The sequence below is a fragment of the Thermostichus sp. MS-CIW-25 genome (assembly GCF_054060015.1).
Genome location: NZ_JBSSCS010000013.1, coordinates 14,093 through 27,533, shown reverse-complemented (window position 1 = coordinate 27,533; position 13,441 = coordinate 14,093). Strand labels below are relative to the sequence as shown.

13 protein-coding genes are annotated in these 13,441 nt (G+C 59.5%); 6 read left to right on the top strand and 7 right to left on the bottom strand.

The genetic code is table 11. From position 1 onward, the window contains the following. Positions 1 to 22: 22 nt before the first annotated feature. Positions 23 to 1,468 (top strand): SPOR domain-containing protein, encoded by a 1,446-nt coding sequence (locus tag ACVWZ1_RS06695; RefSeq protein ID WP_457502908.1) that lies wholly within the window; start codon positions 23 to 25, stop codon positions 1,466 to 1,468. Between the two features lie 313 nt (positions 1,469 to 1,781). Here the strand turns inward: ACVWZ1_RS06695 and ACVWZ1_RS06690 are convergent, their stop codons facing one another. The 3 genes from ACVWZ1_RS06690 to ACVWZ1_RS06680 all read right to left on the bottom strand — a co-directional run bounded on the left by ACVWZ1_RS06690 (position 1,782) and on the right by ACVWZ1_RS06680 (position 4,829). Next, positions 1,782 to 2,588, bottom strand: a complete 807-nt coding sequence (locus ACVWZ1_RS06690) for a DsbA family protein (protein ID WP_457502907.1) — start codon at positions 2,586 to 2,588, stop codon at positions 1,782 to 1,784. Between the two features lie 92 nt (positions 2,589 to 2,680). Beyond that, a complete protein-coding gene (locus ACVWZ1_RS06685) occupies positions 2,681 to 3,208 on the bottom strand; it encodes an RNA recognition motif domain-containing protein (RefSeq protein WP_457502905.1) in 528 nt (175 codons plus the stop codon). A 253-nt stretch (positions 3,209 to 3,461) separates the two neighbouring features. Beyond that, the gene (locus ACVWZ1_RS06680; RefSeq protein ID WP_457466647.1) at positions 3,462 to 4,829 is read right to left on the bottom strand and encodes a glutamate-5-semialdehyde dehydrogenase; all 1,368 of its coding nucleotides are present in this window, start codon (positions 4,827 to 4,829) and stop codon (positions 3,462 to 3,464) included. A 305-nt stretch (positions 4,830 to 5,134) separates the two neighbouring features. On the opposite strand from ACVWZ1_RS06680, the gene ctpC reads away from it, so the two are divergent. After that, positions 5,135 to 6,430: a carboxyl-terminal processing protease CtpC gene (ctpC, locus tag ACVWZ1_RS06675; RefSeq protein WP_457502904.1), complete on the top strand. Its 1,296-nt coding sequence runs from the start codon at positions 5,135 to 5,137 to the stop codon at positions 6,428 to 6,430. Here the strand turns inward: ctpC and ACVWZ1_RS06670 are convergent. Next, on the bottom strand, positions 6,427 to 6,600 hold the full coding sequence (locus tag ACVWZ1_RS06670; protein ID WP_414357621.1) for a hypothetical protein: 174 nt from the start codon (positions 6,598 to 6,600) through the stop codon (positions 6,427 to 6,429). The genes ctpC and ACVWZ1_RS06670 overlap by 4 nt on opposite strands. Between ACVWZ1_RS06670 and argF the strand changes: the two genes are divergently transcribed. Next, positions 6,599 to 7,516, top strand: a complete 918-nt coding sequence (argF, locus tag ACVWZ1_RS06665) for an ornithine carbamoyltransferase (protein WP_457466648.1) — start codon at positions 6,599 to 6,601, stop codon at positions 7,514 to 7,516. The genes ACVWZ1_RS06670 and argF overlap by 2 nt on opposite strands. Before the next feature lie 270 nt (positions 7,517 to 7,786). Here argF and ACVWZ1_RS06660 read toward each other — a convergent pair whose 3' ends face one another. Both ACVWZ1_RS06660 and ACVWZ1_RS06655 read right to left on the bottom strand, forming a co-directional pair. Further along, the gene (locus ACVWZ1_RS06660; RefSeq protein ID WP_414352051.1) at positions 7,787 to 8,212 is read right to left on the bottom strand and encodes an ExbD/TolR family protein; all 426 of its coding nucleotides are present in this window, start codon (positions 8,210 to 8,212) and stop codon (positions 7,787 to 7,789) included. Between the two features lie 3 nt (positions 8,213 to 8,215). Continuing rightward, entirely contained in the window at positions 8,216 to 8,932 is a 717-nt protein-coding gene (locus ACVWZ1_RS06655) for a MotA/TolQ/ExbB proton channel family protein (RefSeq protein ID WP_049749560.1), read from the bottom strand. A gap of 198 nt (positions 8,933 to 9,130) precedes the next feature. On the opposite strand from ACVWZ1_RS06655, the gene ACVWZ1_RS06650 reads away from it, so the two are divergent. Next, positions 9,131 to 10,984, top strand: a complete 1,854-nt coding sequence (locus ACVWZ1_RS06650; protein ID WP_457502903.1) for a S8 family serine peptidase — start codon at positions 9,131 to 9,133, stop codon at positions 10,982 to 10,984. After that, entirely contained in the window at positions 10,984 to 11,205 is a 222-nt protein-coding gene (locus tag ACVWZ1_RS06645) for a hypothetical protein (RefSeq protein WP_414356853.1), read from the top strand. The genes ACVWZ1_RS06650 and ACVWZ1_RS06645 overlap by 1 nt, the downstream gene beginning before the upstream one ends. Before the next feature lie 255 nt (positions 11,206 to 11,460). On the opposite strand, the gene psbQ is transcribed toward ACVWZ1_RS06645, so the two are convergent. Further along, complete coding sequence (gene psbQ / locus ACVWZ1_RS06640) at positions 11,461 to 11,859, bottom strand: photosystem II protein PsbQ (RefSeq protein WP_414356854.1); 399 nt, start codon at positions 11,857 to 11,859, stop codon at positions 11,461 to 11,463. A 188-nt stretch (positions 11,860 to 12,047) separates the two neighbouring features. On the opposite strand from psbQ, the gene ACVWZ1_RS06635 reads away from it, so the two are divergent. Continuing rightward, positions 12,048 to 13,226, top strand: coding sequence for a TRC40/GET3/ArsA family transport-energizing ATPase (locus ACVWZ1_RS06635; protein ID WP_457466650.1), 1,179 nt, complete (start codon positions 12,048 to 12,050; stop codon positions 13,224 to 13,226). Positions 13,227 to 13,441 lie beyond the last annotated feature (215 nt).

Here is a 13,441-nt window from a genome sequence, read left to right as displayed (position 1 = left end):
GCACTAGATCTGTGTTTCTCCCGTGAACCCAACTGGGCTGCATCTTTGCGGTGGCAGTGCGGAGCATTCTATCGGTGGTGGGCGGCATCTGCAAGCCCATCCCTGGCACAGCCTTGCCCAAACTTCGGCTTACGCTAGCTTTGAGTTGTCCTTCCCGCAAGGGGTGAACTGCGAGCTCTGGCACTGTGGGGGATCCCCGCAGGCCCAGGCAAAGACTCCATCCCGGATGCAGAGGTTTGAGTTGCCGCCAATCCCGCCAGAGGAGATGGATCCCATGTGCAACACCCGTCAGGACTACGGCTGGCTGAAATGCTCCGTACCCCTGTTGCCAGCGCAACCGGCCCTCTTTGCCGGATCCCTGGCGGCCTTTGCCCTTGTGCTCCACGCCGTTAATGGGAACGTCCTGCCGGCTGCTTTGGCCCTGACCCGTTACCAAGTGCATGTACTGGCGGATGGGGCGGCGGAGTTGGCCCAGGTGCGCACCCAGGTGCCGGATGCCTATTTTGTGCAAGGGGATGGGCAGGTTTTCATTCTGGCGGGGACGTTCATCAACCGCAGCCATGCCCAACGCCGTCAGGCCGACTTGGAACGGTTGGGGTTATCGGTGCGGGTGGTGAGCCGCCAAGAAACGGATCCCCCTCTGCCCCCTGCTTTTCCTGCCCAAGCAGCACCCAGCCGCCCTGTTGCCAGCTCAAAAGCCTCTGTGCCGCCGACGCCAACCGCTCCGCCCTTGGATCCCCAGCGTCCCTTTGCCACCCACGTGCCCAACCCCACCGGTGATCCCCGTTTGGAAGAACGGGTGCGCCGCTTCTTTCCAGGAGCCACTGTGGTGCAGTACCGCGGCCAGGTTGCTTTGCAAACGGGAACCTTCTCCCGCCTGTCGTTGGCCCAGGATCAAGCCCGCTGGCTAACCGCTCAGGGGTTACCGGCAGTGGCGGTGTCGCTGGTAGGAGAAAATGCTGGCCAGGATCCCATCTCCAATCCCGCCCAAGGGGAACGCTATTGGGTGTTGGTGGCGGATCCCACCGGGGAGAAATGGCCTGCGCTAAAACAACTCCTAGAGGGATCCCTGCCCTTGATCTACGATGACCTGCGGGTGGTGCGCACAGGTGGGTTTGCCGACCCTGCTGCTGCCGCCGAGCAGGTGCGTTACTTGGCCGGCCAAGGCTATGAAGCGGGGATCTTCCCCGCCGATCTGCGCCGCTCTCAGCCTCTTTTGCAAGCGGATCCCGTCTCCTCCTCGCCTGCCCAGGCTGTTCCTCCTGGGGAAGAAGGTGCTGGCAGATTTTGGGTGGTGGTGCCGGCTGGGGAAGAGGCCCTACCCAAGCTGCAACAGTTTGCCCCTGATGCCTTCCTGCGGGGCTCAGTGATTCAGGTGGGCACCTACCGGCAACGGGCCAACGCCGAACAGGCGCGGCGCTCTCTGGCCGAAGCAGGGTTCGATGCCCGCATCCTGCCCGTGGAGTAGCCAAGAGCCACTTCCGCCATAAACGCTCTCCTCCTTCCCTGCCGTTGGGGATCCCCATTCTGCCCAAATGGCGACTTGGGTGAGTTTCTGCTTTTGACATACTCCCCACCCTACTGGCTTGTCAAAGCCTACAGCCCGCTTGGGCGAATAGAGCGGTTGACTACCCTGCCACTGCCCTGAGCCTACCGTAAAGCCCTCCTCAAGGACGGAGCGTTTGGGCAACTGGGCGAGGCTGGTAAGAAGGAGAGGCCAGCCGTTGCACCACCTGTTTGCAATACACCACCTGTTTCAATAGCAGTGCGGAGCATTTTTCCTAGAGGGCTTGCTTAGCCTGCTGCAGCGTCTGCTCAAACACCTCCAGCGGCTGCGCACCGGAGAAGGCAATGCCGTTCAAGATGAAATGGGGAGTGCCACCGATGCCCAGTTGAGAGGCCAGGTCAATATCTCGCTGAATGGCGCGTTCTGCCGCCCGACTGCGCCGATCCCGATTGAATTTTTCTATATTCAGGCCCAGCTTCTCAGCAGTGGCCACATAAAACCCATCCCCAAGCTGGGATTGGTTGGCAAACAGCTCGTCGTGAAACTCCCAGAACTTACCTTGACGTTGGGCGGCCCAAGCAGCCCGGGCAGCCGCCATCGCTTCTGGGTGGATGCTGGTCAGGGGCAGGTGCTTGTACACCAAGGTCACCTCATCTCCATGGTCGGCCATGAACTGCTTGAGGGTGCTGTGGGCGCGGGCGCAGAAGGGGCATTGAAAATCGGAGAACTCCACCAACACTAACCGCAGAGCGTCGGATCCCAGTCGAGGGGAATCTCCGATGACGGCGCGTGGGTTCTCCCGCAGTTGACGGCCAAATTCTTCCGCCAGCCGCTGCTGTTGTTGCTGCTGCTCCTGGTACTGTCGCTGCTGGTATTCCTGTACAGCTTCCAGAATCACCTGGGGGTTCTTCCGAATGATCTGCAGCACTTGCTCTTCCAAATCCGCCGGGGCAGCCGCCGCCGCTGGTAGGAAAACCAGAGCTCCACTTCCCACTCCCAGCAGAACCGTCAGCCCGAACAAAAGTCCAGCCCGGGCCAAGCTCCGCCCCCAAGCGCGAAAAACCCTCACCAGCCTATGCATCCCAACCCCCCTCTCAAACATGCCTAGAGCCGTTGCAACTCACCCAGCCTACCGTCAGAGACCGACGGTGTCTATTACTCCTTTTGGGGGGGTTAGGAATTGGTGACCTGCAGAAGCTGCTCCTTGATCCGCTGCAACTGGCTGGCCCAGCGGGGATCCGGCTCAGAAGCTCCCTCACTTTCGGCAGCAACGGTGGAGCGCCCACCCTTATTGCCCCGCTGGCGTTGCTTCTTGCTGGGGGCAGAGTTTTCCGCCGACTCTTTAGGGCCCTTGGCCTCAGAATCCCTGGACGGCCTGGAATCTTTGGAACCTTTGGACTCTTTGGATGAGGGCTCAGGAACTGTTGCTTTGGATTCGGCCTCTTCCCCGCGGTCGCGCGGCTGGGCGATCTCGATGCGCAAGTTGACATCCCCAAAGCTGTGGCCGTTGAACTTTTCGATGTACTGCTGCGCCTGCTCTTGGGTGTTTACCGTTACAAAGCCGAAGCCGCGGCATTTGCCTGTCTTCCGATCCCGGATCACCTTGGTGGAAATGACCTCACCGGCAGAGCGAAAGAGCTTCTCCAGTGCCTGACGATCCACCTCTTCCGGCAGATTTCCAACATACAGACGCACAGGCATGATCCAGCGAAGCTCCTAATCGAAATAACAAAAGGCCAAAATGCAAAGCGCTACATCTAGGGCGCTCAAGCCCATAACATCAAACCCGGAACCCGGTAGTCCATTGTCACACCATAGCGCGCCGCAAAGCGCAACCCTTGGCAATCACGAAGCTATTTTTTAATTTACCTCAACCTGGAGCCGCGAAGACGAGGAGAACGGTTTTTGTGAACGACTGCTTTGTACAGCCGGTTTGTACAGCCGGCTTTTGCAGCTAAGCTAAGCCGGTGTTGTTCAGGCGATCCCGATGTTGAAAAGGTCGGGCCTGGGGGCCCGTGTAGTCGGCTACAAGATGTCCTTGCCCTCGCAGTTGGTAGCGGTAGGTCACCAAGCCTTCTAAGCCCACCGGCCCGCGCGGCGGCAGTTTTTGGGTGCTGATGCCCACCTCCGCCCCGAAGCCATAGCGAAACCCGTCGGCAAAGCGGGTGGAAGCATTGTGAAAGACCCCTGCCGCATCCACTTCATCCAGAAATCGCCGGGCGGCGGCGGCATCTTCGGTCACAATCGCCTCGGTATGGCGGGATCCGTACTGCTGGATGTGGGCAATGGCCTCGTCAAGGGAGCCCACCACTTTAATAGAGAGGATCAAATCGGCATACTCGGTGCTCCAGTCGTCCTCGGTGGCCGGGATCAGATCGGGCACCAGCTCGCGGCAGAGGGGATCCCCCCGCAATTCCACCCCCTTTTCCCGCAGGGCCTTGACCGCCAGAGGCAAAAAGTGGGGGGCTATGGCCTCGTGAACCAGCAGAGTCTCGATGGCATTGCAGGCAGCGGGGTACTGGGTTTTGCTGTCCACCGTCAGCTTGATCGCCATGTCCACATCCGCTGCCCGATCCACGTACAGGTGACACAGGCCATCGGCATGGCCCAATACCGGGATGCGGGTATTCTCCAGGATGTAGCGGACAAAGCTGCTGGAGCCGCGGGGGATGATCAGGTCTACCAGCCCCTCCAGTTGCAGTAGGGCCTTGACCTCGGCGCGGCTGGTGAGCAACTGCAGGGATCCCTGGGGAAACTCTGGGATCTGCTGCAGGCCCGCCTGGATGGCCGCCATCAAGGCTTGACAGGAGAGCAAAGCTTCGGATCCCCCCTTGAGCAAGACGCTGTTGCCGGTTTTCACCGCCAGGGCAGCAATTTGCACCAGAGCATCGGGCCGCGACTCGAAGATCACCCCCAGCACCCCCAAAGGGTAGGTGCGCCGTTCCAAAATTAGCCCCTCGTCCAGTTCCCGGATCAGCAAAGCTCGGCCCACCGGATCCCCCAGCCGGATCACCTGCCGCACTCCGGCCACCATGTCGGCCAGTTTGTGGGCATCCAGCTTCAGGCGGGCATAGGCAGATGCCGACAACTCCCCGGCTTTCACCATCTCTGCTGCCCGCTCCAAGTCCGCCCGGTTGGCGGCCAAGATAGGCTCTTGGTGCTCCACCAAGGCAGTGGCCATGGCCTCTAGAGCGGCATTCTTAATGGCAGTGGGCAAGGTGGCCGTGTGTTGGGCAGCAGCGCGGGCCAACTGCACTTGGGACAGCAGCGGGCGGTCTGAAGCAGAGGCAAGCGAGCTGGGGCAATCGGTGGCGAGGGACATAGAGTCAAACAGGGGCAAAGGTGCCCATTGATATGAAGAAGAGCTGTGAGGATAAGTTGTGTTGAACTGTGATCCCAGGAGCACCCCCAGAAGGGATCCCTATGCTAGGTTGGGCACAGTCGCTTGGGGGTATCTGTAGCCTACCAAAGTCTGGATCCCACTTGCTGCAGCAGGGGAGCCTTTCCTTGCTCTCGATGCTTCTAAGCTGAAGTTTGGATAGGGGAAGACCCTTGCTCGAAACCCAGTTCCCTGACGATTAGAGATCCACCTCGTCAACCTCGATTTAGCGCCTTCCAGGAGAGCCAATGAGAAAGCGTGGGTTTGTGGTTAGTGCAACGGCTGCGGTGATGACAGCGGTGTCGCTGGTCGGCGTGCAGCTATCTATGCCGGGTTGGGCGGGGTTTCGCCGGGATCCCAAAGAGGTGGTGGACGAGGTTTGGCAAATTGTCAATCGGGAATATGTGGATCCGTCTTTTAATTCCCTGGATTGGGAAGCGGTGCGGCGGGATCTGCTCAGCCGAGAGTATGCCACCCGAGAAGATGCCTACGCGGCCATCCGGGAAGCCCTGAAGAAACTGAACGATCCCTACACCCGCTTTCTGGATCCGGATCAGTTTGCCAGCATGCAAATCGATACATCCGGTGAGCTGAGCGGGGTGGGGATCACGCTGGGCATGGATCAGGAGACAAACGAGCTGGTGGTGATCTCCCCCATTGAAGGGTCTCCTGCCGACCGGGCTGGGATCAAATCCAAAGACGTGATCGTGCGCATCGACGACAAGTCCACCGAAGGCATGGACACCAACGCTGCAGTCAACCTCATTCGGGGCGAGCCGGGTACGCGGGTGCGGCTGACCATTCGCCGCGAGGGGGAAGGGCTGAAGGTGTTCGATTTGGTGCGGGAAAGAATTGAGCTGGCCACCGTGCGCTACAAGGTTCACGAGGAGAACGGCCTGCCCATCGGCTACATTCGCATCACCCAGTTTTCCGGCAACGCCGCCGAGAAGGTGCGCCAAGCCATTCGCGAGCTGGAAAAACAAGGGGTAGCCGCCTATGTTCTGGATCTGCGCGCCAACCCAGGGGGGCTGCTCTACTCCAGCGCCGAGATTGCCCGCATGTGGATCAACCGGGGCAGCATCGTCTCGACGGTGAACCGCCAAGGGGAGCAGGATCGCCTGACGGCCAACAACACGGCCCTCACCGATAAACCTTTGGCCGTTTTGGTGGATGGTGGCTCGGCCAGCGCCAGCGAGATTTTGTCGGGGGCTCTGCAGGATAACCGGCGCGCCGTGATCGTCGGCACGCAAACTTTCGGCAAGGGCCTGGTGCAGTCGGTGCATCCCCTGTCTGATGGCTCGGGGCTGGCGGTGACCATCGCCCGCTATCGCACTCCCAACGGCAACGACATTGACCACAAGGGCATTACCCCCGATATTTTGGTGGAATTGTCCGAGGAAGATCTGAAGCGGCTCAGCCAGAACCGAGAGCTGGTGGCCACCCCAGCCGACCCACAGTACGCTGCTGCCATCCAGGCTCTGCAGGCTCAGATCTCTGCCCGTCGGCAACAGGCCCAAGAGGCCATTCGTTCTTCTTCACGTTAGCCGGTGTTGGGAGCGGTTTTGATGGGTTTGAGATGGACATTCCTGAAGCCGTGGTTGAGGGAATGGCCAAACCCTTGAGGACTGTCCACCAACCCTGGGTTGAAAATGCTTTTATTGTTTCTGTAGGTGGCGCGTAGCACAATGGCGGGGTCGAAGATCGCGGGATCCATGAATTTGGTCGGACGGGATCTGCTCAAGCTCAGCGACCTAACCCCGGCGGAGCTGTCGGCCCTGCTAGCCCAGGCGGCTGAGTTAAAGCGGGATCCCTATCGGGTGGAGCTGCGGGGTCGGGTGTTGGGGCTGTTGTTTCAGAAGGCTTCTACCCGCACCCGCGCCAGTTTTACGGCAGCCATGGCCCAATGCGGGGGCAGCACCCTCGATCTGGTGCCGACAGTGATGCAGGTGAGCCGCGGCGAGCCCCTGCAGGATACGGCCCGCGTCCTCTCCCGCTACCTGGATGTGATTGCCATTCGCACCTACCACCAGAAGGAGCTGGAAACCTTTGCCGAGTATGCCGATATTCCGGTGATCAACGCCCTCACCGATCAGTTTCACCCCTGTCAGGTGTTGGCCGATCTGCTCACCATTCAGGAGAACTTTGGCCAACTGGCGGGCCTGACCCTGGCCTATTGCGGCGATGGCAATAACGTTGCCCACTCCCTGCTGTTGGGTTGTGCCATGAGCGGGATCCACATCCGCGTCGCCACCCCCCCCGGTTACGAGCCGGATGCGGCAGTGGTGGAGCAAGCCCGCACTCTGGCCCAGGGATCCCAGGTGTTGGTGCTGCAGGATCCCCAGGAAGCCGTCTCTGGATCCCAGGTGGTCTATACCGACGTGTGGGCCAGCATGGGTCAAGAAGCTGAGGCCGAGGCCCGCAAGGCCACCTTTCTGCCCTACCAGGTCAATGCCGAGCTGCTGCAACAGGCAGATCCGGAAGCCATTGTGCTGCACTGCCTGCCGGCCCACCGGGAAGAGGAAATCACCACTGAAGTATTGGAGGGATCCCAGTCCCGCGTGTGGGATCAGGCGGAAAATCGCCTACATGTGCAAAAGGCACTCCTGATTCAGGTGCTGGGCGCAGGATGACCCCTCACCCCCAGGCTAGAGAGCGGGTTAGCAAATGAGCTTACCGGAAAACTGGGTCTATGGTCATTTCGATTTAAACCAGGACACTGCACCCACACCCCAAACGTTGGTCGCGTCGGCGTTGCAGAGCAATAGCGTTGCGGAGCGATAATGCAGAGGGCCAGAAGGTTTTTCAAGGACTCCGTCCCGCTGGCGCGACCAGTAGCCTAGGCGTCTCACCCTAACCTGAAATGACTATATTTGACAAAACTGGCCCAAATCCTAAGCTGGCTACCGATTACTGCTGGGGCGGCGGGCGGCAATTGCCAGGCTGACATTGGGCACCCGCTGCAGAGTATCCATCACCTCCACCACCTTGCCGTGGGAGAGCGCCAAATCGGCGTTGATCACCACCAAGCGCCGCCCTTCAGCCGGCTTCTCGGCCAGGATGCGTTCCACTGCCGGGATCAGGGCAGAAATATCGGCAATTTTCTCCTGATTGACGGCAATCTGTCCTTCCGCCGTCACGCTCACCGTTACATCCGGCTGCAGACGAACTTCAGCTGTAGTGGCATCCGGCAGGTTGACATCCAGAGCCTCGGAGCGGGTGAGCACCAGGCTGGCAATCACGAAAAACACCAGGATCGAGAAGATGACATCGATCAGGGGCACGATGTTGATCTCGCCAGCTCGGAAGTTCTCTTCGGGGATGCGCATAGGTTAGGAGGGCTCAAGCGAGGAGTAGGGGGGAAGGGTGGAGCTGCCACTGGGGCTAGATTGGGTGTAGGAATACTGGGAAAGCTGTTGGGCCTGCATCTCTTGCCGCTGCCGATGCAGCAGCTCCAGCATGCCGCCGTACTCTTGGATCTTAGAGAGTTGCCGCAGGTACAAAGAGCGGAAGACGTTGGAAATCAACAGGGTGGGAATAGCCACAATCAGTCCAAAGGCCGTCGAGTACAAGGCTTCGGCGATCCCCCGACCTACCCCCTGGGTATCGGTGCCGCCGATATCCCCCAGTTGAATGGAGCTGAGGATCTGGATGATGCCGGTGACGGTGCCCAACAAGCCCAAGAAGGGGGCAACGGTGATTACGGTGTCGAAGACCGTGTTGAAGCGCTTCAGCAGAGGCACTTCTGCCGCCAGGGCCGTTTCCAGAGCCAGCTTAAAATCTTCCGGGCTGGCCTCGTTCAGCTCCAACCCGGCCAAAAAGATGCGGGCAATCGGCAAATCGGCATTTTGCTCCAGCAAATACTGGGCAGCGCGCGGGTTGCGCCGGTACTGGCTCAGGGCTTGCTGCACCACCTCCTCCTGCCGATGGGTGATCTTCCACCAAAACAGCACCCGCTCAATGCAACAGGCCACCGAGAAGACCGAGAACGTCAACAGGGGGATGGAGTAATACCAACCCTGGATCATGAGCTGCAAGACTCTATCCATCGATCCTGATTCCCCCCTCCAAGCGGCAATTTACGCTCATCTTGTCATAGCACTTTCTCGGCAGGGCTGGGATCCCTTCTTGCGCGGCGAAGATTGCACCTTCTGGCAATTTTGCCCCCATGCCGGCTCTCATCTCGTCAATTGTCAATCCAGAGGGCATACTGGTTGCAACAATTTTGGATCCCGAGGGCGTGAATTATGAAATTCAGACGCTGGTTGGGTCTTTGCTGCGCCGGCTTGATGGCCTTGCTGTTGACGGCTTGCGGCAAGGGATCCGCCCCCTACGACAGCATCGTGGTCAATTTTGTAAACACGGCCACCCCCAGTCAGATTGCTGCTATCGCTAAAGAGTATCACTTGACGCTCCGCCCCAGCAGTAACAGCGCTTTTGCCCGCCAGGAAGCGATCTATCTGTTTGACGTGGATGCCAACCACCTGGGATCCACGCGGCGGCTGGTTAAGCGGCTCACCGACGAAGCCTTGATCGAGTATGCTCACCCCAACTATCAATTCCAGGCGGCTTTCGTGCCCAATGACCGCCTCTATCCCCAGCAATGGAACCTCAGGGCCATCCGCATGCCGGAAGCCTGGGACATCTCCCAAGGGGAAGGGGTGACGGTAGCCGTGGTGGACACGGGAGTAACACGAGTGCCGGATCTAGCCCAAACCCAATTTGTGAAGGGCTACGACTTTGTGGATGACGATGAGGATCCGGAAGACCTCAACGGCCACGGCACCCATGTGGCGGGAACCATCGCCCAATCCACCAACAATGTCTTGGGTGTAGCCGGCATTGCCTTCAAGGCCAAGATCATGCCGGTACGGGTGTTGGATGCCAATGGCTTTGGATCCCTGTCGGATGTGGTGGAAGGGATCCGCTATGCTGCCGACCACGGGGCTACGATCATCAACCTCAGCCTGGGTAGCCGCGCTTCTGCCCAACTGATGGAAGAGGCAGTGGCCTATGCCCATAGCAAAGGGGTGACGGTGATCGCAGCCGCTGGCAACGAAAACTCCAACCAGGTGAGCTACCCGGCCCGTTACCCGCATGTGATCGCCGTCTCGGCCACGGGGCCCAACGGGGAGAAAGCCCCCTACTCCAACTATGGGGTGGGGGTGGACATCTCTGCTCCCGGCGGAGCCAAAACGCCTGATCACCCCGAGTACGGCATCCTGCAGCAAACCATCAACCGTCGTAACCCCAACGAGCCGGTCTTTGCCTACTTCCAAGGCACCAGCATGGCCACTCCCCACGTAGCCGGTGTGGCAGCCCTGATCCAGGCTCAGGGCATCAAAGACCCGGACAAGGTGGAAGAAGTGCTGAAAATGTCGGCTACCCCGGTGCCCGGCGACAAACAGAACTTCTACGGGGCCGGTCGTTTGGATGCGGCCAAGGCGCTGGCCAGGGCCACAGGACAACAGGACGAAAACCCCTTGGTGCTCTGGCTGAAGGACTTCCTGCAGTACCTGAACAACAATGGCTACCTCAACCCGCGCTTCTGGTTCGATGGCGGCCCGATTGCCCTGGTGCCCAAGCTGCTGATGGTGGTGGGCGGATACATCATCCTGGTGCTGATCCGCTGGTGGCTGGCTCCCAAGCGGTTGCTGCAGACGGTGCCTTTGCTAGCCGGGATCCTGTTGGGCAGCGCCGGTCTCTTCCCCTTACAGGGGCTGGCGATTGTCGGTGGCCCCCGTTGGCCCTTCCAACTGGCGGGCAGCTCCCTGCCGGAGTTGGGCACCGCCTTTGCCCAGACCAATGCCTTGAACCCCCTATTTGCCAGCGTGTTGATCCCGGGCCTGTTGATGTTGCTGCTCCTGGGCCATCGGCGCTGGCGCTGGGCGGTGATCGGCCTGTGCATCGGCATGGCCTCGCATCTGCTCTTGTCCGGATCCCTGTTTTATGAGGGGGTGCTATGGCTTGGATCCTCTGCTTGGTTGGGTCGCTCCTTCTTGCTCTTCAATGGCTTGCTCTGCCTGGGCCTGGCCTACTTGGGAGCGCAAGCGGCTACGGAATCTCAGTCCACGGCAACCGGGCTGGCGCTGAGGCGGTGATGCAAGAGTACAGCGGTACCATCCAGTTCCTGGATATTGAAGGGGGGGTGTGGGTGCTAACCCTGCCTTCCGGCGAGCACTACGCCCTTTTCCGTGCCCCCAAAGAGCTCTTGCAAGAGGGGCTAGAGGTCACCATCCAGGGACAGATCAAAGAAGACATGGTGACGGTGGCTCAGGTAGGGCCGGTTTTGGAAGTCAGGAGCTTCCGGCGGCAGCCCTAGCTTGGCTTGCGGCTCCGGCCAAATAAAATCGGGGATCCCTGTTTGGGGATCCCTGCTTTTCTGGAGTGCTTTTATGTCATTTCGATTCAAACTAAGGCACTCACCCACACCTAAAACCACCTAAAACGCTGGTCGCGTCGTCGCGTCAGCGTTGCGGAGCAATAACGCATGGGGTCAGAAGGCTTTTTTCAGCAGCCCAGGCGTCTCACCCTAACCTGAAACGACGCTATTCGCCAAAGAGAGAAGGGATCCCCACTAGGAAAACGCAGCCTCCAGCTCCTGCAGCGTCTTTTTCACCTTGGCTTGGGCTGCTTCCACCTCAGGTTGGTCATAGGCTTTGGCAGCAAAGTCCAGTTGTTCCAAGCTGCGGCCCATCTCCTTGGCCAGGCGCAGCACTTCCCGCTTTTGCTTATCCGGCAGGGTAGCCGCCAGGCCGGTCAAGGTCTTACGAGTGAGTCCCATCGGCCCGTGGATGTAGGAGCGAATCTCCAACCAGTCCTCCGCCTCCACCAGGCTTTGCAGCCGCTCCACCTGTTGCTCCAGTTGTTGCAGCTCTCGGGGCAGGACAGCAGCCGCTTGCACAGGAAGGGATCCCAGCCATAGCCCCAGTGTCAGGATGGCAACCAGCAACACACTCCGCCAGCGACAGATCATCACACACCTCCCACATGCCTGCAACAGGCTTGATTTCTTGGCCATCATTGCCGTCAGTTTCTTGGCCATCATTGGGCAACCAAATGAATAGTTTACCTGCTGGCTGCACCCCAACCCCTTGGCTGCCTCTCGAAGAGCACAGCAAATCGGTTAGGCTAGGGATGTAAAAGAATGTAAATGGCACTCTCATGCAACGCATCATCCTCATGACCGGCAAGGGTGGAGTCGGCAAAACCTCGATGGCGGCGGCGACCGGCTGGCGTTGTGCCGAGATTGGCCTGAAAACTTTGGTGCTGAGCACAGATCCGGCTCACTCTCTGGCCGATAGCTTCGATCAGCCCTTGGGCCATGAGCCGGTCGAGGTCAAACCTAACCTTTGGGGGGCGGAGCTGGACGCCCTCAACGAACTGGAGCTGAATTGGGGATCCGTCAAAACCTACATTACCCAGGTGTTGCAGGCGCGAGGGCTAGATGGGGTGCAGGCACAGGAGCTGGCGATTTTGCCAGGGATGGATGAGATCTTTGCCCTAGTGCGGGTGAATCGCCATTACGACGAAGGCAAGTTCGATGTGTTGATCATCGACTCGGCCCCTACAGGCACGGCCCTGCGCCTCTTGAGCCTGCCGGATGTTTCTGGCTGGTACATGCGCAGGTTCTACAAACCCCTGCAGGGGCTGGCGCAAATGCTGCGTCCTATTGCCGAGCCGATTGTGAAGGGGCTGACCGGGATCCCGCTGCCCAATGACCAGGTGCTGGATGCTCCTTATGAGTTCTATCAGAAGATCGAGCGGCTGGAGCGCATCCTCACCGATAACCGCATCACCTCCGTGCGGCTGGTCACCAACCCGGAAAAGATGGTGATCAAAGAATCGCTGCGGGCCCACGCCTACCTCAGCCTCTACGGGGTGGCCACCGATTTGGTGATCGCCAACCGCATCTTGCCGGATGGAGTGGTGGATCCCTACTTTGCCGCTTGGAAGGCTGCCCAGCAAAGATATCGGCAGGAAATCCACGAAAACTTTGCCCCCCTGCCGGTCTTCGAGATCCCGCTGTACTCCGAGGAGTTGGTGGGGTGGGATGCCCTGGCCCGCCTGAAAAAAGACCTTTGGGGGGATCGCAACCCGGCGGACGTGCTCTATGCCGAGCAAACTCTGAATGTGGTGACCGACAACGGCCAGTACCGACTGGATCTTTACCTGCCCGGGATCCCGAAAGAGCGGGTGGAATTGACCAAAACCGGGGATGAGCTGAACATCCGCATCGGCAACCACCGCCGCAACTTGGTGCTGCCTCAGACTTTGGCGGCCATGACCCCGGCCCGCGCCAAGATGGAAGAAGACTACCTGCGCATTCATTTTGCCGCTTGAGCCTGTAGCCGCTAACAGGCCCGTTTCGCTTACTTTTGGGTCCCCGAACGTGAAGTTGACCTTCTGGGCTTTTTTCAAGCGCATACAAGCCCATGCTCTTCCGTCTCCACCTCGACCCTGGTCGCGTCAGTGTTGAACGGCAACGACGCAGCGACAGCGCAAGATGGCACAATGAGAAAATCCCCCACCTCTAAAGATTGATCGCCAAGGATCCC

Coding starts and splice junctions, on each gene's coding strand:
- ACVWZ1_RS06680 (WP_457466647.1), bottom strand. CDS start 4,829: ATGTCCCTCGCCACCGATTGCCCCAGCTCGCTTGCCTCTGCTTCAGAC.
- ACVWZ1_RS06660 (WP_414352051.1), bottom strand. CDS start 8,212: ATGCGCATCCCCGAAGAGAACTTCCGAGCTGGCGAGATCAACATCGTG.
- ACVWZ1_RS06650 (WP_457502903.1), top strand. CDS start 9,131: ATGAAATTCAGACGCTGGTTGGGTCTTTGCTGCGCCGGCTTGATGGCC.
- ctpC (WP_457502904.1), top strand. CDS start 5,135: ATGAGAAAGCGTGGGTTTGTGGTTAGTGCAACGGCTGCGGTGATGACA.
- ACVWZ1_RS06690 (WP_457502907.1), bottom strand. CDS start 2,588: ATGCATAGGCTGGTGAGGGTTTTTCGCGCTTGGGGGCGGAGCTTGGCC.
- ACVWZ1_RS06645 (WP_414356853.1), top strand. CDS start 10,984: ATGCAAGAGTACAGCGGTACCATCCAGTTCCTGGATATTGAAGGGGGG.
- psbQ (WP_414356854.1), bottom strand. CDS start 11,859: ATGATCTGTCGCTGGCGGAGTGTGTTGCTGGTTGCCATCCTGACACTG.
- ACVWZ1_RS06635 (WP_457466650.1), top strand. CDS start 12,048: ATGCAACGCATCATCCTCATGACCGGCAAGGGTGGAGTCGGCAAAACC.
- ACVWZ1_RS06670 (WP_414357621.1), bottom strand. CDS start 6,600: ATGGATCCCGCGATCTTCGACCCCGCCATTGTGCTACGCGCCACCTAC.
- ACVWZ1_RS06655 (WP_049749560.1), bottom strand. CDS start 8,932: ATGGATAGAGTCTTGCAGCTCATGATCCAGGGTTGGTATTACTCCATC.
- argF (WP_457466648.1), top strand. CDS start 6,599: ATGAATTTGGTCGGACGGGATCTGCTCAAGCTCAGCGACCTAACCCCG.
- ACVWZ1_RS06685 (WP_457502905.1), bottom strand. CDS start 3,208: ATGCCTGTGCGTCTGTATGTTGGAAATCTGCCGGAAGAGGTGGATCGT.